Here is a 19,850-nt window from a genome sequence, read left to right as displayed (position 1 = left end):
CGGGAGAGAACCGATTTCCATTACCGTTTCCTTCGTTTCATCGCGTCCGAATGACGATTCCGCGCTCATATTGCCTGTTCATAAGAGCGCGCCCTTGGACAACGTATTAACGGGCCTTGCCGAAGCTGACGCTTCCGCCCTGAAACGCGCAGCCGAAGCCAGCCGGTTCGACGGAGATCTCGGTTCTATCGTCGATATATTCGTAGCGGCCGGCGAAGGCAGCCGGCGGATCGTGCTGGTCGGGGCGGGAAATGGCTCGGACGCCCAGGGCTATCAAAAGGCCGGGGGCGCGGTCGCCGCAAAGCTGCTGAGTTCGGGCGAAAAGGCGATCACGATCGATGTGGGCTCCACAATTGCGGACGACAATGCCGGATCGTTGATGGCGTTCGGCGCGCTGCAACGCGCCTGGAACCTCGAAATCTATCGCACGAAAATGCCGGAAAAATCGAAAAGGACCGTCGAGACCGTCACTGTCGTCGCCGACGAAGCCGAAGCCGCGGGTTGGGAACGCTTCCAGGCCGTCTATGCCGGTATCGCTCTCGCCCGTGAACTGGTGACCGAACCTCCCAATGTCATTCACCCGCAAGGCTTCGTCGAGCGCTGCCGTCCTCTGGAAAAACTCGGCATCTCCATTGAGGTGCTCGACCGGGATGAAATGGCCGAACTGGGTATGGGCGCGCTGCTCGGCGTGGCCCAGGGCTCTGTTCGCGAGCCCAAGCTGCTTGTCATGCGCTGGGATGGAACCGGCGGCGCGCAGGAAAAGCCCGTTGCATTTGTCGGCAAGGGCGTGACTTTCGACACTGGCGGTATTTCGCTGAAACCCGGCCCCGGCATGGAGGATATGAAATTCGATATGGGCGGCGCCGCGGCGGTCGCCGGCACGATGCGCGCGCTCGCCGGCCGCAAGGCCAAGGCGCACGTCGTTGGCGTGTGCGGGCTCGTTGAGAATATGCCGGGCAGCAACGCACAGCGGCCCAGCGATATCGTGACCACTATGTCCGGGCAGACCGTCGAGGTACTCAACACCGATGCCGAAGGCCGCCTCGTGCTGTGCGATGCCATGCACTGGGTGCAGGAACGCTATCGTCCCGATGTGGTCGTCGATCTTGCAACCCTGACCGGGGCGATGATCATCGCGCTGGGCAATGAACATGGCGGTTGCTTCTCCAACGACGACGGGCTCGCCGAGGAATTGCTCGCCGCGGGCCAGTCGAGCGGCGATAAGTTGTGGCGCATGCCGCTCGGCAAAGCCTATGATAAGCTGATCGATTCCCCGATCGCCGACATCAAGAATGTGGGGCCGCGCGAGGCGGGTTCGATCACCGCCGCCCAATTCCTCCAGCGCTTCGTGCAGGATGGCGTCAAATGGGCGCATCTCGACATCGCCGGCATGGTATGGATGAAATCCGCCTCCAATCTCTGGGCCAAGGGCGCGACCGGTTATGGCGTGCGCCTGCTCGACCAGTTCATCGCCGACAATTACGAGGCCTAGAGGAGCCGGGTGCAGGTCGATTTCTATCAGCTTGCCGGGACACCGATTGAGAAAGTCGTGCCGCAACTCGCCACGAAAGTCGCGGAAACCGGTGAGCGCCTGCTGATCGTTGCCGCCGAGGATCGGCTTCTGGACCTGCTAGACGAGGCGTTGTGGACGCATGAAGCCGCGTCCTTCCTGCCGCATGGGAAGGCAGGGGCCGGCAGCGACGCCGAACAGGTCGTACTGCTTTCCGATGAACCGGCCGCCGGCAACGCTGCGAGGTTCGTCATGCTCGCCGACGGACAGTGGCGCGACGAAGCTCTCGGTTTCGATCGAGTCTTCTACCTGTTCGACGAAGCGATGCTCGATGATGCGCGCTCGGCCTGGCGGTCTCTCATGGCGAAGGACAGCGTCGAGCCGCGTTACTGGAAACAAGACCATGGTCGATGGAGGCAGGGGCCCTAGAACCGCCGAAACACTTGCCTTGCCGCGCAACATTGCCTAGGGGCACGCGCGACTTTCCAACAACAGAAATATTCGGAGTTCCGCCGCCATGGCCGTGTCACGCACCTTCTCGATCATCAAGCCCGATGCCACCCGCCGGAACCTGACGGGTGCGGTCACCAAGATGCTCGAAGAAGCCGGGCTGCGCGTCATTGCCTCCAAGCGCATCCACATGACGCGCGAACAGGCCGAAGGCTTTTACGCGGTGCACAAGGAACGTCCGTTTTTTGGCGAACTCGTCGATTTCATGATGTCTGGCCCGGTCGTCGTGCAGGTGCTCGAAGGCGAGGATGCCGTGGTTCGCAACCGGAAGATCATGGGCGCGACCAACCCTGCCGACGCCGAGGAGGGTACGATCCGTAAGACCTTCGCAGAATCGATCGAGGCGAACAGCGTTCACGGATCGGATAGCGACGAAAATGCGGCTATCGAGATCGCCTTCTTCTTCGACGAAGGCGAAATCGTCGGTTAGGCAACACCGTTGCAGCGGATCGACACGATCTCGTCGCGATTGATGCTGTAGGTCAGTTCGACCGCCGCGCAGCCGCCATCGTCGATGCTCGGCACCAACGCTTCGTCAGTCCATGTGACGGCGCCGATATTTGGTCCCATATTCTCATAAACACCATAGACAAGATCGGTGTCGGGCTCGCTCGCACCCGGACCGGTCTGGCCGTAGCGGCGCGCATAGCCGGCAGGTTCAATTTCGAGGTCCCGTCGGTCGCGGACGAGCTCTTCGATGTGATCGGCGAGTTCGAAACGCCCGGTATCCGATGAGAGATCGACCGCGGCGCGACTGGCTTGGGCCGAAATGTGCGCGGCGCCCGAAACGAGCAGGCCCATCATGGCGGCGATCGCGGCTATACGGCCGATCCTGGAAGTGCGATTTTTCATGACCGGAATATGCCCGCGGACCAGGTGACGCGATGTGACTCAGATCACGCGCAGAACATTCAACCTAGCGATTTGGAGAAACAGACGGCTTCCGGCCGCCCGCGATACTTCCCGTAATTCGGTATCCGCCGGTATCCGTGGCGTTCGTAAAACCCAACGGCTCGTTGGTTGACTTTGCGCGTCTCGACCAGTGCCGTCGCATAGCCGTCGGCGCACGCCATCCGTTCGAGCGTAACCAGCAGCGCACCGCCGACACCGCGGGTGCCGGGCAAAGCGAGCATGCGTTTGATTTCCGCTTCGTCCGGCGAAAAGGGCCGATAGCTGCCGCAGCCGACGGCGCGCCCTTCTTCGTCATATGCGAGCAGGAACGCCGCACGTTCCCCGTCGATATCAGTGATGTCGAAAGACCCTCGGCCGCTCGAGCCGGTCATTGCCGCCAAGGCGTTCGAAAGGCGGTCGAGCAGGACCACCGCATCCGGGCTGCGGGGGTCAGCCCGTTCAATCGTCAGCGCGGGCAGTTCAGAATTCGGCGGCGGCATCAAACAACCGCGTAAGCTTTTTCGGCGCGACCATGCTCCAGCTTTTCCGCAGCCATGCTTCGATATGGTTCCAATCGGTGTTCCCGGTATCGAGGCGGACCGCGATCCAGCCCGAGGCGCCGTAGTAAGCGGGGCGATAGTATAGCTCCGGCTCGGCCTCGATCAGCGCGGCCATCTCGTCAGGGCCGCTCGTCTTGGCGAGCAGGGCGATCGCATCCTCGCCATGATGCCGGACCGAGACATAGGCAAAAAACTTGCCGGTGCTTTCGCTGCCGACCCGCCAGCCCGGTGCGCCATGCGATTCGCGGAAATGCGTCTCGGGCAACGCCAGCGCCAGCTCGCCTACCTTTTCGACGAGCCAGTCGGGATCGAGTTCGCGCGAAACATAATCGGAGAGCACGCGCGAATAGAGTTGGTGCTCGGCGAACAGGATGCGCGCGGCCAAGGTATCGGACGTGTCGCCGGGCAGGATCGCGACTTCGGTCTGGCCGAGAACGGGCCCGTCGTCGAGTTCCGCCGTCACCAGATGGACCGTGCACCCCGATACCGTATCGCCCGCCTTGATAGCACGCTCATGCGTGTCGAGCCCCTTATATCTGGGCAGCAGCGAGGGATGGATGTTGAGGATACGATCCTTCCACTTGCCAACGAATTCTGGCGAGAGCAGCCGCATGTAGCCGGCAAGCGCGACATAGTCGGCGCCGGCGTTGCGAATTTCGCGGTCCAGGATCACGTCGAATTCGCCGCGCTTCATGCCCTTGTGGCTCTGCGCGAAAACCGGAACGCCTTCGGCTTTCGCCAATATCAGTCCGGCCGCGTCCGGATCATTGGCCGCGACGAGGGCGATCTCATAGGGACAATTTCCGCTTTTCGCCGCATAGAGCAGCGCCGCCATATTCGATCCCCGGCCGGAGATCAGCACGGCGACGCGCGCGCGGTCAGCCATTATGGGTGGCGCTCCAGGCGACCATCGCCGACCAGTCGTCCGCCGAACCCGAAACGGTGCAGCCCTTTTCGCTGGCTTCGATCCGGCCGATACGGTGGACGGTCTCGCCGGCTTCGGCGAGCGCTGCTTCGACTTCTTCAGCAACGTCCTGAGCAACAAGGATCGCCATGCCGATTCCGCAATTGAAAGTCCGCGCCATTTCAGCCGGTTCGATATTCCCCTGCGCCTGCAGGAACGCCATCAGCCGCGGCTGCGGCCAGTTTCCCGCCTCGACATGGGCATGAAGCCCGTCGCCGAGCACGCGCGGGATATTTTCCAACAGGCCGCCGCCGGTGATATGCGCCATCGCCTTGATCTTGCCACCCCTGACCAGCGGCAACAGCGATTTAACGTAAATCTTTGTCGGTTCGATCAGCGCATCGACGAGCAGCCGATCCTGATCGAAAGGGGCGGGACGGTCCAGCTTCCAACCCTTGTCGGCCGCCAGCTTGCGGACGAGCGAATAGCCGTTGGAGTGTACGCCGGAAGAGGCGAGGCCGAGGATGACATCGCCAGCGGCCACTCCGTCTCCGGTCAACGCCTCGCCGCGCTCGACGGCGCCGACGCAGAATCCGGCGAGATCATAATCGCCGTCGGCGTACATGCCCGGCATTTCCGCCGTTTCACCGCCGATCAGCGCACAGCCTGCGATCTTGCAGCCTTCGGCGATTCCCGCGACGACGCGCTCGGCAACGCCCCCGTCAAGCTTTCCTGTCGCGAAATAATCGAGGAAAAATAGCGGTTCGGCACCCTGGACGATCAGATCGTTGACGCACATCGCGACGAGATCGATGCCAATCCGGTCATGTCGGTCGTAATCGATGGCAAGTTTTACCTTGGTGCCGACCCCGTCATTGGCGGCAACGAGCAACGGGTCCGAATAGCCTGCCGCCTTGAGATCGAAAAAGCCGCCGAATCCGCCGAGATCGGCATCGGCCCCGGGGCGCGCGGTAGCTCGTGCGAGCGGCGCTATGGCCTTCACCAGGGCGTTGCCGGCCGCGATGGAAACCCCGGCCTTTTCGTAGCTGTAGGATTCGGGAGAATTGTGCTTGGCGTTCATGTTTATAGCGACTAGCCACATCGCTCTTGGATTTCCACGGGCAAGTCGTCAAAAGGCCCCCAATGCAGTTAGTAAAAAAGAATCTGAAGGCGCTCGGCGCACTGGCTGCGCTGGCATTGGGGGCAACCGGGATCCTGTATGCGCAGCAGGAGGACCCGCAAAACCCGCGTGATTTCGGGTTCGATGTCTCCGCCAATTATGAGGTCACGGGAATAACGGTCGATGCTTCGGGCGAGAATGCCGAGGATGCCCGCCGTATCGCCTGGACGCGCGCAGAGCGGGTTGGCTGGCGGATGCTGTGGAACCGGATCACGGGCGGCCACAGCAATTCGGCCCCCAATCTCAGCGATGAATCGCTGAGCGCCATCGTCACCGGCATCATCGTCGAGGAAGAGCAGATCGGACCGACCCGTTATGTCGCGCGGCTCGGCGTGATGTTCGATCGCGCCCGTGCGAGCCGGTATCTCGGTGTGTCGGGCGTTATCCGCCGATCGCCACCGATGCTGGTCGTACCGGTCCAATGGATCGGATCGACCCCGCAAGGTTTCGAGGAACGGACGCCATGGCAGAATGCCTGGGTGCGGTTCCGCACCGGCGAAAGCCCGATCGATTATGTCCGCGCGAGCGCATCCGGTGCGACGCCGATGCTACTGACCGTCGGCCAGACGGGCCGACCAGGTCGTGGCTGGTGGCGATTCCTGCTCGATTCCTATGGCGCCGCCGACGTCGTCGTGCCGGTCGTCCATCTTCAATATTCCTATCCGGGCGGGCCGGTCGTCGGCCGTTTCGTCGCCTATCACGGTCCGGACCGCACGCTGATCACGCAATTCTCGCTCCGTGTGCGGAGCAGCGACAGTCTCGACCAGCTTCTCGACGCGGGCGTGAGCCGGATCGACGCCGCCTATGCTGCGGCGCTTGAAGATGGCCGTCTCCGGCCCGATCCTTCGCTGAATTTCGAATTCGGTATCGACGAGGATGCGCTGGAAGAGGCGCTCGACCAGCTCGATGAAAGCGTGGCCCAGGCACCGCGGACCACTGTGGAGGCCGTGAACACCGAACAGGCGACGTCTACCGGCCGATACACGATTCAGGTCGTAACGCCCGATGCGAACGCGGTCCGGTCCAGCGAAGCGGCTGTACGGGGCACGCCGGGGGTGCGCGGCGCCAGCACCTCCAGCCTCGCCGTCGGCGGCGTTTCGCTGATGGAGGTCAATTATATCGGCGATCTCGATACGCTGGCTTCGGCGCTCGCTGCGCGTGGCTTCACCGTTCAACGCGGTGCCGGCACCTTGAGGATCAGCAGGGCCGCGCCGCCGGAAAGCGAATGAGCCAGTTCGCACTGCCGCTTGCCCTGCCCGAAGACGGCGGCGACAACGCGTTCATCGTCGACGCAAGCAACAGCGAAGCCCTGCGACATCTCGGCCATTGGCAACATTGGCCGGTTCCGGCGGCGCTGCTGACCGGCCCCCGCAAATCGGGGCGCTCCTCGCTCGGCCGGCTGTTTGCCGGCAGGACCGGCGGGACAGTTATCGACGATGCCGATCTGTCAGACGAAGAATCGCTGTTCCATGCCTGGAATGCAGCGCAGAGCAGCAAGATACCGCTGCTCATCATTGCCGACGAACCGCCTCCGCGATGGAAAATCGCGCTTCCCGACCTGCGTACGCGGATCGCGGCGACCCCCAAGATCCAGATCGAGGAGCCCGGCGACGCGCTGATCGAGCAAAGACTTCACCGGCATTTCGGTGCCGAAGGGCTGGCGGTACCGCAAAATGCAATCGACTATCTGCTGAAACGGATGGAACGCAGCCATTACGCGCTCCACCAGCTGATCGAAACCATCGACCGGATGGCTTTCGAAAGGCAAAGCCGGATTTCGCTGGGCCTTGTTCGCGATGCGATGAATGCGCTCGGTTTCATCGACGTGTAATCATCCATACGCTAAAAGCGGCTATGGACGAGTATAATCCTGAACATATCACCGAAGATTTTTCGCGTGAGACGGAAGCGGAGCCGGGTACCGAGCATCGCTATTTCAACCGCGAGCTAAGCTGGCTCGGCTTTAACGAACGCGTGCTGGAAGAGGCTGGAAACGACGCTCATCCGCTGCTGGAACGGCTGCGCTTCCTGTCGATATCGGGCAACAATCTCGATGAATTCTTCATGGTCCGGGTCGCCGGTCTCAAGGGCCAGCAACTGCAAGGCGTGGAACTGCGTTCGACCGACGGGATGACGCCCACCCAGCAACTTGTCGCGGTTTCGGAGCGCGCCAATGCGCTGATGGACGAGCAGCAGCGCGTTTGGGAAGAATTGCGCGGGCTGATGGCTGAGGCCGAAATATTCGTGCTGTCCGATACCGAGATTACGGGCGATGCCGAAAAATGGCTCGCCGCGCATTTCCACGAACATATTTTCCCCGTTCTGACGCCACAGGCGCTCGATCCGGCCCATCCGTTTCCCTTCATTCCGAACAAGGGCTTCAGTCTCGTTTTCGATCTGAAGCGCAAGAGCGATGGCGCGCCGATCCGCGAACTCTTGATGGTGCCGACGACCTTGCCCCGCTTCGTCCGAATTCCCGGCGAAACCGCGCGTTACGCGGCAATCGAGACGGTCATCCGGCGCTTCACGCATATTCTTTTCCCTGGTTATGACGTGCTGGGGCAGGGCGCATTTCGGATCATCCGCGATAGTGACATCGAGGTGGAGGAAGAAGCCGAGGATCTCGTTCGCTATTTCCGCAGCGCGATCAAGCGGCGGCGGCGGGGCAGGGTGATCCGGCTGAAGCTCGAGGCCGACATTCCCGGAGATATCGAACAGCTGATCCGCAAGGAGATGGGCGGATCCGATGCGATTGTTGCCGAATCCAGTGGTTTTCTGGGCGTATCGGATCTGGAACAATTGGTTGAGGAAGATCGGCCGGATCTTAAATTCCCGCCCTTCAGTCCGCGCTTTCCCGAGCGCATCCGCGAACATGGCGGAGACTGTTTCGCGGCGATCAAGACCAAGGATATTGTCGTCCACCATCCCTATGAGACGTTCGACGTCGTCGTCGCGCTGTTGAAACAGGCGGCCGACGATCCCGATGTCGTGGCGATCAAGCAGACCCTGTACCGCGCCGGCAAGCAATCCGCCGTCATTCGCGCGTTGATCGATGCGGCCGAGGCGGGAAAATCGGTTACTGCGGTCGTCGAATTGAAGGCGCGGTTCGACGAGGAACAAAACCTGCTCTGGGCGAACGCACTGGAACGCGCGGGCGTGCAGGTCGTCTATGGTTTCATCGAATGGAAAACCCACGCCAAGGTTACGATGGTCGTCCGCAAGGAAGACGGCGGGCACAAGACCTACTGCCATTTCGGAACCGGCAACTATCACCCGGTCACCGCCAAGATATATACCGATCTCAGCTTCTTCACCGCCGATCCGCGTGCCGGAAGGGATGCGGCGCAGCTATTCAACTATATCACCGGCTATGTTCAGCCGGAAAATCTGGAGTTGATTTCGATGTCGCCGCGCGACATGCGCAACGACCTGATGGGCCTGATCGATGCGGAGATCGCGAATGTCCGCGCCGGCAAGGATGGCGCAGTGTGGGCGAAGATGAATTCGCTGGTGGATCCGGCGATCATTGAAAAGCTTTATGAGGCATCGAACGAGGGTGTGCAGATCGAGTTGATCATTCGCGGCATTTGCTGCCTGAAGCCCGGCGTTTCCGGCATGTCGGAAAATATCCGGGTTCGTTCGGTCGTCGGACGGTTCCTCGAACATAGCCGCATCGCCTGTTTCGGGAACGGCGCTGCGCTGCCCAATCGCAAGGCGAAGATTTACATCAGCTCGGCCGACTGGATGCCGCGAAATTTCGATCGACGCGTCGAATATATGATGCCGATCCAGAACCCGACCGTGCATGCCCAGATTCTCGACCAGGTGATGGTCGCCAATCTGATCGACAACGAACAGAGCTGGCAGCTGGGCCCGGACGGCCGCTATGCGCGGATCCAGCCCGGACACGCCCGGCCATTCAACCTGCATCGCTATTTCATGACCAACCCGTCGCTGTCAGGCCGGGGCGCAGCGTTGCAGGAACAGGGCTCGATGCCCAAGAAACTCAGCGTCAAAAGGCGTGGATAAGGCGGTATCCGGCCGTCTCCCAACCGTTTAGGGTCTCGCGTCAATGGCTGTGATTTCGCTTTTCCGTCCTGAGGAAAACGACCCTGCCGAGGGGGAGGGGCGCACCGCCGTCATCGATATCGGTTCGAATTCCATCCGGCTCGTCGTTTTTGACGGCCATGGCCGGCTCCCCGCATTCCTGTTCAACGAAAAGGTGATGGTCGGCCTTGGCGCGGAGCGGCGCGAGGACGGCGGCCTCTGCGACAAGGCGATCGCGGCGGCAATGGAAACATTGCGGCGCTTCCGTCTGCTTGCGAGCGAAATGAACGTCACCGATCTGCGCACGGTGGCTACGGCGGCAGTGCGCGATGCCCCGAATGGTCCGGCCTTTATCGCCCAGCTCGAAGCCATCGGGCTGCCGGTACGGTTGCTCTCCGGCGAGGATGAAGCAAAACTTGCCGCGCTCGGGGTGTTGTCGGCAATCCCTGATGCCGAAGGGCTGGTCGGCGACCTGGGTGGGGGCAGCCTCGAACTGGCGCGAATTTCCGACGGCGAAGTCAGGGAGCGCGTATCTTTTCCCCTCGGCGTTTTGCGGGTCGCCGAACTGCGCGAGAAGAAGAAAAAAGGCGCGCTCAAGCGGGCGGTGGCCAAGGCGCTGAAATCGGCGGATTGGGTGCATCAATGCGCCGGCCAGCCTTTCTACCTTGTCGGCGGATCGTGGCGCGCGCTTGCCCGTGTGGATATGCACCGAACGAAATTTCCGCTGCCGATCGTCCATCATTATACGATGCAACCCGATCGTCCGGCGCGCCTGGTGCGATTGCTTGCCCATATCGACACGTCCAAACTCAACGGAGTTCCCTCGCTCGCGGCCCAGCGTATCCCCAATCTTCCAGATGGTGCGGCGATATTGTCCCAACTGGTCAAGCAGATTGGCCTCGGGGAACTCATCGTCTCGGCCTATGGGCTGCGCGAGGGGTTACTCTACGAGCGTCTCGACGATGAAACCCGCGCCATCGATCCACTGATCGCAGCGACCCGCGACGAAGGAGAGCGGCAGGGCCGCTTCCCCGAACATGGAGACCTTCTCAACCGCTGGATCGCGCCACTGTTTCAAGCCGAGTCCGATACCGACAAGCGCCTCCGGCTCGCCGCCTGCCTGCTCGCGGATACCGGTTGGCGCGCGCATCCCGAGTTTCGCGCCGAACGCGGGCTGGAGATGGCGCTGCACGGCAACTGGGTGGGGATCGAGAGCAACGGGCGCGGCAAGATGGCCCAGGCCTTGTTCACCAATTTCGGCGGCGGCACCGGCGGCGTGGACGAGTTCGTCAGCCTATGCAGTCAGGACGAACTGGATCAGTCCGCGCGCTGGGGCTTGGCTATGCGGCTCGGTCAGCGGCTGTCGGGCGGCGTCGCCGGACCGCTTGAGCTCAGCGAAATCGCGATCGAAGGCGATCGCCTCGTCCTGTATGTCGATAATAGCGATGCCGAGCTTTACGGTGAGCCGGTTGCCAAGCGCCACCGCCAGCTTGCAGACGCCTTTGGCAAAGAGCCCGAGATGCGACTGCGCTAGCCGCAGCGAATGGCGGTTACGTTGCGGGCTTCGTCATATTCGATATTGAGCCGGGTGGGCCGGTAATCCATCGTCACCGAGCTGTCGGGCGCAATCCAGCGCAGTTCGCGCGCACCCGTATACCGCATTGCCTCGACGCCCAGCGCTTCTGATATCGGCTGGCCGACATATCCCTGCGCCGCTTCAGCATCGCAGGGGCCCTCGCCGGCGACGGGGATCGGCGCGCCAGTCGAACCGTCGGCGGCCGGCGGCATCCAGCTATCGTCATGACCGTCCAGGCCGGGGGCGCATCCAGCAGCCAGCACAGCGGTGGCGGCAATCGCGAAAAAAAACCTATTCATCCTCTTTGTCCTCCGCGTGCGTCATCTTGAGCTTGCCGTCACGGACCGCGAACGCCAGCCGCCCTTCCACAAGATCGACCGCGTCACGGCCGAATTCTTCATAGCGCCATCCCGTGAGGATTCCCAAATCGTCGCGGCGGCCCGCGGCGAGATGCTCCAACTCGTCGGCACGCGCGACAAGCCGCGGCGCAACCCCGATCTCCCGCGCCCGTATCTTGAGCAGCAATTTGAGAAGGTCGGCGACGAGCGCGCCTTCCTTGCCAAGACCCGGCTTGCGGTCCTTGCGCGACGGCAACTCGTTTTCCGGCAAAGCTTCGGCCTTGGTCATGACGTTCATCAGTCGCCCGCCGATATCGTTGCCGGCCCAGCTTGAAGGCAGACCGCGAACCTTGCCCAGCGCCTGTTGCTGCCTGGGCGGGTGTGCGGCGAGATCGGCCAGCGTTTCGTCCCGAAGCAGCCTTCCACGCGGAAGGTTCTTGTCCTGCGCCTCGCGTTCGCGCCAGGCCGCCAGCGCCTTCAGCCGTCCCAGGACATCGGGCTTGCGGCTCTGGATGCGGACGCGCTTCCACGCTTCGTCGGGCGCGTTCTCGTAATTGGAGGGATCGGCGAGCTTATCCATTTCGGCATCGATCCAGGCGCCCCGCCCGGTTTTGCGGAGTTCGTCCAGCATGTTGGGAAACAGCTCCGCAAGATGGGTAACGTCGGCGACAGCATAGTCGAGTTGTCGCTTGTCGAGCGGGCGACGGCCCCAGTCGGTAAAACGCGCGCCCTTGTCGAGTTGCCGGCCCAGCAACGCATCGACGAGGTTCGAATAGCCGATCTGCTCGCCCAGCCCCAGCGCCATGGCTGCGATTTGCGTGTCGAAGATGGGATGGGGCGTCCGGCCCGTCAGGTTGTAGACGATCTCGACATCCTGGCCGCCGGCGTGAAACACCTTGAGCACATCCTCATTATCCACGAGCAGTTCGAGCAGCGAGGAAAGGTCGAGTCCCTGCGCTTTGGGATCCACGGCAGCGGCCTCCTTGCCGTCCGCGATCTGGATCAGACACAGGTCGGGCCAATAGGTGCTTTCGCGCATGAACTCGGTGTCGACGGCGACGAAATGCGACTGAGCCATGCGGGAGCAAAGCTGTGCCAGGGAATCGCTGTCTTCGATCACCGGGTGTATTTTCATGACCAAACCTTAGGCGCCCCTACGGCGCGCGCCACCGGTTCAAACGCCAATCTTGTGGAAAGCTGGACGATTTCCCTATTGGAGGCTTGCCCGCTCCGCGTCGCATTGATCCGACTCGCTGGCGATCTGGGTGACAAATGTCGTGAAATCCTCTGCACTGCTGCCCCGCTGGCGAATCCGGCGGTCGACAACGTCGATATCCGCAAGCACGGCGTCCCGCGATTTTCCGATCCCGGGGTCGGCGGCTATCTGCTCGGCCAGGCCAACGAATATCCGCGCTTGGGCCAGATTGTCCTGAGCACCGCTCCGTGCCTGCGCGGCCCGCGCCGGATCGCCATCGTCATGGGTCGACGCGATAACATCGAACACGTTTGAAACATTGAGCGCCGTTGCCGCACATTCGACTGCCCGATCATATCGTGCTTGCGGCGAGGCCTGCTGGTTGGCTGCCGCTTCACGCCCTGCTTCGATCTGCGCAATTTCCTCTTCCGCGGTAAGGCCGTCAGAGCAGGCCGGCAAAGTCAGCGCGGCGGCAAGAACGAAGCCACTGATCCGTATTTTCATTGGTGAAACTCCACTTTTTTCTCGGTTTGAAAATCCCATTCAAGCGAAGCTCAGGGCATGAACTCGGCATGCTTGTACGAAATGCAATCTTCGATCCTGCGCGTTCGATGTCGCGTTGAGCTGATTGGCCGTCGAAGTCGTATAGCCGGCGCAAAGATTGGCCGTACCGGACATGCCTTCGGTATCTTCGAACGGGGAACAGCCGCCGATGGCCTGTGCCATGGGTACGGCCGGAGCTGATAAGAAACGTTTCACTGAATCCGCCTGTTTTATCCAGCGCGACCCGTTTCCAAATCCTGCGTAGATGGAGGTGGCGGCGAGTCAACAAGAACAGCTCGAAAAACCGCGTTAGGTGTGAGATCCGCCGCAAGACCTATATTTCGCCGCTTGCCCGACCACGCGATTGCGCTATGGAGCCGCCCATGAACATGCACACATACCGCACGCACAATTGTTCCGAACTTCGCAGCCATCATGTCGGCGAGGAGGTCCGCCTCTCGGGATGGGTCCACCGCAAACGGGATCATGGCGATCTCGTTTTCGTCGATCTGCGCGACAATTTCGGCATCACCCAGATCGTGACAGAGGTCGACGGCCCTGCCTTCGAAACCTTGGAAAGTTTGCGCGCGGAATCGGTGATCACGGTGACCGGCAAGGTCGTTGCGCGGTCTACCGATCTCATCAACCCGAAACTCGATACCGGCGAGATCGAAATTCGGGCGACATCGGTTGAAGTGCAGTCGGCGGCCGAAGAATTGCCGATGCCGGTGGCCGGCGAGGCTGATTACCCCGAGGATATCCGCCTGCGCTACCGCTATCTCGATCTGCGCCGTGAAAGCATGCATGCGAACATCATGCTGCGGTCCGAGGTCATCACCTCGATCCGCAACCGCATGGTGAAGCAGGGCTTTACTGAATTCCAGACGCCGATCCTGACGGCTTCCAGCCCCGAAGGCGCGCGCGACTATCTTGTCCCCAGCCGCGTTCATCCCGGAAAGTTCTACGCGCTGCCGCAGGCACCGCAGATGTTCAAGCAGCTGATCATGGTCGCCGGCTTCGACAAATATTTCCAGATAGCGCCCTGTTTCCGCGACGAAGACGCGCGTGCGGATCGCTCTCCCGGCGAATTCTACCAGCTCGATTTCGAAATGAGCTTCGTGACGCAGGACGATGTCTTCGAGGCCATCGAACCCGTGCTCTGCGGCGTGTTCCAGGAATTCGCCGACTGGCAGGGCAAGGGCCGCACCGTCGATCCCGATTTCGTCCGCATTCCCTTCGCCGAGGCGATGCTCAAATATGGCTCCGACAAGCCGGACCTGCGTAATCCCATCGAGATCGTCGACGTCTCCAGCCATTTCGAAGGGTCGGACTTCGGCCTGTTCGCCAATATCGTTGGCTCGGGCGGTGTCGTCCGCGCGGTCCCGGCCCCGAACACCGGCGATAGGGGGCGCCGCTGGTTCGACAGCATGAACGAATGGGCGCGCGGCGAGGGTTTTGCGGGCCTCGGCTATATCAACCGCAAGGAAGGCGCACCTTCCGGTCCAATCGCCAACAACCATGGCGAAGAGAAAACCGCGAAGCTGCTCGCAGAATTGGATCTTGGCGATGCCGACAGCGTTTTCTTTGCCGCCGGCAAGCCCGGCGAAGCAGCAAAATTGGCGGGCGCCGCGCGGACGCGGCTTGGCGAAGAGCTTGGTTTGATCGATGAGAGTGTCTTCAAATTCTGCTGGATCGTCGATTTCCCGATGTACGAATATGACGAGGAACAGAAAAAGGTCGATTTCAGCCACAACCCCTTCTCGATGCCGCAGGGCGGGATGGAAGCGCTGGAAGAGAAGGACCCGCTCGATATCCGCGCCTGGCAGTACGACATCGTCTGCAACGGCGTGGAGCTCAGCTCGGGTGCGATCCGGAACCACCGGCCTGATATCATGTACAAGGCGTTCGAGATCGCCGGCTATAGCCAATCCGATGTCGACGAGAACTTCTCGGGCATGATCAACGCGTTCAAATTCGGCGCCCCGCCCCATGGCGGCTCGGCGCCGGGCATCGACCGCATCGTCATGCTGCTCGCCGGCGAGCCGAATTTGCGCGAAGTCGTTCTCTTCCCGATGAACCAGAAGGCCGAGGACCTGATGATGGGGGCGCCTTCGGAAGTGTCCGCCCGTCAGCTACGCGAGCTTAATATCCGCGTGGTAGAGCCGCCGAAAGACGGATAACGGCCCGGAAGACCGCATATGACGATCGACCTGAAAGACTATGAAAAAGGCGCCGGGTTCGACGGCGATTACGACGATGCCCTGATCGAACTACAAGAGCGGCTCGCGCGGGTGCAGGCCTGCTATATCGTCAACGACAAACGCGCCGTGATCGCCGTCGAGGGCTGGGACGCAGGCGGGAAGGGTGGCATGATCCGTCGTCTCGTAGGGCGTTGGGAACCGCGCCATTATGACGTCTGGGCGATCGGCGCACCGACCAAGGAAGAGCTGGCGCATCATTATCTCTGGCGGTTCTGGCAGAAGCTGCCCGGGATCGGGGAGATCGGGATTTTCGATCGCACCTGGTATGGCCGCGTGCTTGTCGAGCGGGTCGAGGGCTATTGCAGCGAGGCCGAGTGGAAGCGCGCCTATGATGAGATCAACGAGTTCGAAGCGCAGCAAAAGGACAGCGGCACGCCCATCGTGAAGCTGTTCATGCATGTGACGCAGGAAGAGCAGGACAAACGCTTTCGCGCCCGGCTCGAAAACCCCTGGAAACGCTGGAAGCTGAAACCCGACGATTTCCGCAACCGGGCCAAGCGCGACGCCTATCTCGAGGCGATGGACGACATGTTCGCCCGCACCGACACGCGCTGGGCGCCCTGGCAGGCGATTGATGGCAACGACAAGAAATCCGCACGGATCGCGGCAATGACTCATATTGCCGAGCGGCTCGAAGAAACGGTATCGATGGACCCGCCCGAGGCCGATCCCGCCCTGGTCAAACTCGCCGAGTCCCAATTGGGGACAAAGCTCAAGGATTGATTGACCCTGTTTGCGCTTTCGGGTGCGACCGTGCGATATTCCCGCAACCAAGTGAAAGGCGGGACATGCGCAAAATTCTTCTGGCAACGGGCATGCTGGGCGTGACGCTGAGCGGCTGCGCCTACGACAGCTATTCCGGCTATGGCGGATCGGACGACTATTATGGGGAGCGCGACGGCTATTACGACGCCGACTATAATGGCGGGAACGGCTATTACGGCGATCATGGCTATGGCGACCGCTACGACACGCCGTTTCGGATCAGTGAGCGCGGCCAGCTCGACCCCTGGCTCGCCGAAACCCGCGAAGGGCAGCAATTCGTGCGTGATCTTCTACGGCTAGGTTATCGTAACGAAGTCGACCGTGGCGATGCCAACCGGGCCAACGCCTATTTCCGCCGCTGGGCCGATACTGATCGCGATTACCGGCTGACCGACGCCGAAATTCGCATCGCGCTGGTCCATATCGCCAACGGCTATGGTAGACACCGCTACTGATCCAACGGTAGCGGGTGGGAAAATATGGCCGGCACGGGAAGGCGCGTCGTCACCGGGCACGACGCGAACGGGAAATCGGTGATCCTCGAAGACGGCCCGCCGCCGCAAAATCATCCGATGCAGGGTGAAGGCGTCGGCGCGGATTTTATCGAGATCTGGAACGCGCCCGAACCCGTGCCGACGCTCACGGCCGAACAGGCCGAACCGAATGATCGCAATTTCACGATCATGCCGCCGTCGGGGCATCTCATCCGGATCATCGAGATGTATCCCGAAAGCATGGGCGGTCAGCGCACCGTCATGCACCGCACCCGCACGCTCGATTACATGGTCGTGATCGAGGGCGAGGTCGTGCTGCTTCTCACCGATAGCGAAACCGTGCTGAAACAGGGCGATGTCGCCGTCCAGCGCGGCACCGACCATGCCTGGGAAAACCGCACGGACAAGATCGTCCGGCTCGCCTTCTTCCACATCGATGCGCGGTTCGATGAAGCGCTGCTCGAGACGCTGCCAAAACCGCTCGATCTGATGGCCTGAACGCTCAGCCCTCGTAGCTGATCGCGACGACTTCCCATTCCTTTTCGCCGCCGGGCAGCCGCACCGTCCGGCAGTCGCCGACCTTTGCGCGCTTCAGCGCGTTGGCGAGCGGGGAATGCCAGCTGATCCGGCCGTTCGAGGCATCCGCCTCATCTTCGCCGACCAATTTCACCACGCGCTCATTGTTATCGTCGTCGGCCAAGGTCACCGACGCGCCGAAATAGATCCGGTCCTTGTCGGGTTGCTGAACGGGATCGACGACCTGCGCGGCTTTCATGCGCTTGGAGAGGAAGGTCAGCCGCCGGTCTATCTCGCGCAGCTTTTTGCGACCGTAGATATAGTCGCCATTTTCGCTGCGGTCGCCATTACCGGCCGCCCAGCTGATTATCTCGACCAGCGCAGGCCGGTCCTTGCCGAACAGCGTCTCATATTCCGCCTTGAGCGCCGCGTAGCCGGCCGGCGTGATGTAGTTCGGCCGATCCGCCATCAACCGGGCGTAGACTTGCCCAGATAGCGCGTGAGGGGCGTCGTCGTGTTGCGAATGAACGCCCGGTTGGGATTCAGCAGATCATACATCACCGCATTTTCCATCACGCGCTGGACGTAGTTCTTGGTCTCGTAGATTGGAATTTCCTCAATCCAGCGGACTATATCGACGCCGGGCGTACGCGGATCGCCATTGGCGCGGATCCAACGATTCACGTTGCCGGGCCCGGCATTGTAGCTGGCCGCCGCCAGCACGTGATTGCCCCAGCGCTCATAGAGATTTTCGTAATAGGCGCGGCCGAGCTGGATCGAATATTGCGGGTCGCTGGTCAACGCCGATGGGCTGTACCCGCGGCCGATCCAGCGTGAAACCTCCTGCGCGGTCGCCGGCATGAACTGCATCAGCCCACGGGCCCCGGCATGGCTGACGGCGCGGGGATCGAACTGGCTTTCCTGCCGCGCGATGGCATGAACGATCGAGAAGTAGCGCTCGGTACCAGCGGGCATATTCACGGTCGGATAGCCATAATCGCTGGCATCGAAGCCGTTCACCCGGGCGCTGCGATGGGTCATCACGGCCAGATCCTGGCGCCCGAGCTGCGAGGCGAGCATCGCTGCGAGCTGATGCTCGTCGTCGGTTTCGACCTGTTGGGCGAGTTCGCGCAAAAAGGCGGACTGCTTGTCCCACGCGCCGAGTTCACCGAGCATGCGGATCGCCTGGACAATTTCGCGGCCGTAAAAGGCTTGCTGCGCTTCGGTGCTGGGCGGTTGCCGGCGAACCACGGGAACGCTCAGGGAGCGACCCAGCCGTTCGGTAGCGAGCTGCCCGTAGAAATAATCGTAATAGGCGGCTGCTTCCTCATAGAAGCGGTTGGCCGCATCGCGCTGTCCGGCAGCTTCAGCGGCTCGGCCCGCCCAGTAAAAGCCCTTGGAGCGCGTCTGCGGCGTCCGTGCAGCGCGGCCATAGCGCTCGAACATGCCGATCGCCTCGGTGGGCCGGTTCTGCTCCCAAAGCGCTGTGGTTCCGGCCAGCCAGACAAGGCTTGTATAGTCGTCGCGCACGCCAAGCGCCTGTTCACTGACATCGGTGCCCGGGTCGAAAGCATCATCGACCCGGCTCGCGATACCGTAGGCGAGCGTCCATTGGCGATCATTGGCTGCGGAGCGGGCGTTGGTGAGCAGCACTTCATACCATTCTTCGGCATCGCTGGGCCGGTATTGCAGGGCCGTGCGGTTGGCGAGCAGATTGCGCGCCTCTGCCGACCGTCCATTGTTGCGTAGCCAGCTTGCCCGCGCTGCGACATAGCCGGGATCGCCCATCGCCGAGCCGCCGGCTTCCGCGCCGGCACCGGTCGCCAGCCTCAGCCGAGCGGAATGGGCATCGCGCCGGGAAGCCGATGTCAGCGAAATGACGCGGCCCGCCGCGCCTGTATCGCCTTGCCAAAGCAATTCGTCGAACCGGGCGTCATGGTCCTCGGCCGTAAGCGCCGAACCGAAACGACCAAGCAGAGCGGCTTCGTCGGCAGGGGCCGAGTTGCGATTGAACGCTCCCATGCGCCATCCGCGACGGGCGGATTCCCGCGCTTCTTCGTTTCGCCCCGTAGCAGCCAGCGCTTCGGCGTAGCGCAGCGCGCCAGAAGGCGTCACCGGGGGATGGCGGTCGAAAAAGGCGATCAGCGAGGCGGCTGAGGTTCCGGTCGCCGGGATCTGGTTTTCCGCTACGCGACGCATGCGCGCTTCGCCCGGCCAGTCCGGGTGCGAAACGAGGAAGCTTGCATAGTCGTTGAAGGGCAGGGAATCGCTCTGCTGAAGCCGGTTCCACTGCAATATCGCTTCGCCGAGCGGATTGGCGCGCGGCACGGAACCGACGGAATTGCTGCCGGATACGCCGAGCCGGTTCGCATACCAGGCCCGCTGTTCGGATGTCAGCGATTGCGCGGCGGCGGGCGCGCATGCGGTCAATGTCGCGGCGGCGAGCGCGGCGAGTGTAATTGTGTGCTTGATCATGCTGGACATAATGCGGGGTCAATCCTTATCTGGCGGTGAACGCCTCGGCGGACACATAACCATATGGGCGGCGCTATGCCGCGCA

Annotated in this window: 20 protein-coding genes; 11 read left to right on the top strand and 9 right to left on the bottom strand. The window is 61.9% G+C overall.

Annotated elements, in window-relative coordinates; translation table 11 throughout:
- Positions 1–19: 19 nt before the first annotated feature.
- The 3 genes from H6P80_RS09680 (at position 20) to ndk (ending at position 2,450) form a co-directional block, all read left to right on the top strand.
- Entirely contained in the window at positions 20–1,492 is a 1,473-nt protein-coding gene (locus H6P80_RS09680; RefSeq protein WP_185802088.1) for a leucyl aminopeptidase, read from the top strand.
- A gap of 9 nt (positions 1,493–1,501) precedes the next feature.
- Complete coding sequence (locus H6P80_RS09675; RefSeq protein ID WP_185801193.1) at positions 1,502–1,939, top strand: DNA polymerase III subunit chi; 438 nt, start codon at positions 1,502–1,504, stop codon at positions 1,937–1,939.
- 88 nt (positions 1,940–2,027) lie between these two features.
- On the top strand, positions 2,028–2,450 hold the full coding sequence (ndk, locus tag H6P80_RS09670; protein WP_185801192.1) for a nucleoside-diphosphate kinase: 423 nt from the start codon (positions 2,028–2,030) through the stop codon (positions 2,448–2,450).
- On the opposite strand, the gene H6P80_RS09665 is transcribed toward ndk, so the two are convergent.
- The 4 genes from H6P80_RS09665 to purM are packed head-to-tail and all read right to left on the bottom strand — an operon-like array spanning position 2,447 to position 5,456.
- Positions 2,447–2,872, bottom strand: coding sequence for a hypothetical protein (locus tag H6P80_RS09665; RefSeq protein ID WP_185801191.1), 426 nt, complete (start codon positions 2,870–2,872; stop codon positions 2,447–2,449). The genes ndk and H6P80_RS09665 overlap by 4 nt on opposite strands.
- 59 nt (positions 2,873–2,931) lie before the next feature.
- Positions 2,932–3,411 carry a GNAT family N-acetyltransferase gene (locus tag H6P80_RS09660; protein WP_221892984.1) on the bottom strand — a complete coding sequence of 160 codons (480 nt, stop codon included), beginning with the start codon at positions 3,409–3,411 and terminating at the stop codon, positions 2,932–2,934.
- The gene (purN, locus tag H6P80_RS09655; RefSeq protein WP_185801190.1) at positions 3,392–4,357 is read right to left on the bottom strand and encodes a phosphoribosylglycinamide formyltransferase; all 966 of its coding nucleotides are present in this window, start codon (positions 4,355–4,357) and stop codon (positions 3,392–3,394) included. Before purN ends, H6P80_RS09660 begins: the two co-directional genes overlap by 20 nt.
- The gene (purM, locus tag H6P80_RS09650; RefSeq protein WP_185801189.1) at positions 4,350–5,456 is read right to left on the bottom strand and encodes a phosphoribosylformylglycinamidine cyclo-ligase; all 1,107 of its coding nucleotides are present in this window, start codon (positions 5,454–5,456) and stop codon (positions 4,350–4,352) included. Before purM ends, purN begins: the two co-directional genes overlap by 8 nt.
- Before the next feature lie 62 nt (positions 5,457–5,518).
- Between purM and H6P80_RS09645 the strand changes: the two genes are divergently transcribed.
- From H6P80_RS09645 to H6P80_RS09630, 4 genes are read left to right on the top strand one after another with little or no spacing between them, the layout of a single operon-like run.
- The gene (locus H6P80_RS09645; protein WP_185801188.1) at positions 5,519–6,784 is read left to right on the top strand and encodes a heavy-metal-associated domain-containing protein; all 1,266 of its coding nucleotides are present in this window, start codon (positions 5,519–5,521) and stop codon (positions 6,782–6,784) included.
- Positions 6,781–7,386: an HdaA/DnaA family protein gene (locus H6P80_RS09640; protein WP_185801187.1), complete on the top strand. Its 606-nt coding sequence runs from the start codon at positions 6,781–6,783 to the stop codon at positions 7,384–7,386. The genes H6P80_RS09645 and H6P80_RS09640 overlap by 4 nt, the downstream gene beginning before the upstream one ends.
- Positions 7,387–7,409: 23 nt before the next feature.
- The gene (locus tag H6P80_RS09635) at positions 7,410–9,584 is read left to right on the top strand and encodes an RNA degradosome polyphosphate kinase (RefSeq protein ID WP_185801186.1); all 2,175 of its coding nucleotides are present in this window, start codon (positions 7,410–7,412) and stop codon (positions 9,582–9,584) included.
- Positions 9,585–9,627: 43 nt separating this feature from the next.
- Positions 9,628–11,136 (top strand): Ppx/GppA family phosphatase, encoded by a 1,509-nt coding sequence (locus H6P80_RS09630; protein WP_185801185.1) that lies wholly within the window; start codon positions 9,628–9,630, stop codon positions 11,134–11,136.
- Here H6P80_RS09630 and H6P80_RS09625 read toward each other — a convergent pair.
- The 3 genes from H6P80_RS09625 to H6P80_RS09615 all read right to left on the bottom strand — a co-directional run bounded on the left by H6P80_RS09625 (position 11,133) and on the right by H6P80_RS09615 (position 13,254).
- Positions 11,133–11,477 carry an I78 family peptidase inhibitor gene (locus H6P80_RS09625; RefSeq protein ID WP_185801184.1) on the bottom strand — a complete coding sequence of 115 codons (345 nt, stop codon included), beginning with the start codon at positions 11,475–11,477 and terminating at the stop codon, positions 11,133–11,135. The genes H6P80_RS09630 and H6P80_RS09625 overlap by 4 nt on opposite strands.
- Entirely contained in the window at positions 11,470–12,651 is a 1,182-nt protein-coding gene (gene rnd / locus H6P80_RS09620) for a ribonuclease D (protein WP_185801183.1), read from the bottom strand. The genes H6P80_RS09625 and rnd overlap by 8 nt, the downstream gene beginning before the upstream one ends.
- A gap of 75 nt (positions 12,652–12,726) precedes the next feature.
- A complete protein-coding gene (locus tag H6P80_RS09615; protein ID WP_185801182.1) occupies positions 12,727–13,254 on the bottom strand; it encodes a hypothetical protein in 528 nt (175 codons plus the stop codon).
- A gap of 389 nt (positions 13,255–13,643) precedes the next feature.
- Between H6P80_RS09615 and aspS the strand changes: the two genes are divergently transcribed.
- The 4 genes from aspS (at position 13,644) to H6P80_RS09595 (ending at position 17,272) form a co-directional block, all read left to right on the top strand.
- Complete coding sequence (aspS, locus tag H6P80_RS09610; RefSeq protein ID WP_185802086.1) at positions 13,644–15,434, top strand: aspartate--tRNA ligase; 1,791 nt, start codon at positions 13,644–13,646, stop codon at positions 15,432–15,434.
- Positions 15,435–15,452: 18 nt separating this feature from the next.
- On the top strand, positions 15,453–16,238 hold the full coding sequence (locus H6P80_RS09605; protein WP_185801181.1) for a polyphosphate kinase 2 family protein: 786 nt from the start codon (positions 15,453–15,455) through the stop codon (positions 16,236–16,238).
- A gap of 65 nt (positions 16,239–16,303) precedes the next feature.
- The gene (locus H6P80_RS09600) at positions 16,304–16,735 is read left to right on the top strand and encodes a hypothetical protein (RefSeq protein ID WP_185801180.1); all 432 of its coding nucleotides are present in this window, start codon (positions 16,304–16,306) and stop codon (positions 16,733–16,735) included.
- A gap of 24 nt (positions 16,736–16,759) precedes the next feature.
- Complete coding sequence (locus H6P80_RS09595; RefSeq protein ID WP_185801179.1) at positions 16,760–17,272, top strand: cupin domain-containing protein; 513 nt, start codon at positions 16,760–16,762, stop codon at positions 17,270–17,272.
- Between the two features lie 4 nt (positions 17,273–17,276).
- On the opposite strand, the gene greB is transcribed toward H6P80_RS09595, so the two are convergent.
- On the bottom strand, positions 17,277–17,759 hold the full coding sequence (gene greB, locus H6P80_RS09590) for a transcription elongation factor GreB (RefSeq protein WP_185801178.1): 483 nt from the start codon (positions 17,757–17,759) through the stop codon (positions 17,277–17,279).
- Positions 17,759–19,774 (bottom strand): lytic transglycosylase domain-containing protein, encoded by a 2,016-nt coding sequence (locus H6P80_RS09585; RefSeq protein WP_185801177.1) that lies wholly within the window; start codon positions 19,772–19,774, stop codon positions 17,759–17,761. The genes greB and H6P80_RS09585 overlap by 1 nt, the downstream gene beginning before the upstream one ends.
- Between the last annotated feature and the right edge of the window lie 76 nt (positions 19,775–19,850).

The sequence above is a fragment of the Parasphingopyxis marina genome, from assembly GCF_014237875.1.
In the GTDB taxonomy this organism is placed as follows: domain Bacteria; phylum Pseudomonadota; class Alphaproteobacteria; order Sphingomonadales; family Sphingomonadaceae; genus Parasphingopyxis; species Parasphingopyxis marina.
Note: the sequence above shows the minus strand (reverse complement) of the source record. Positions and strands in the feature narration are given on the sequence as shown.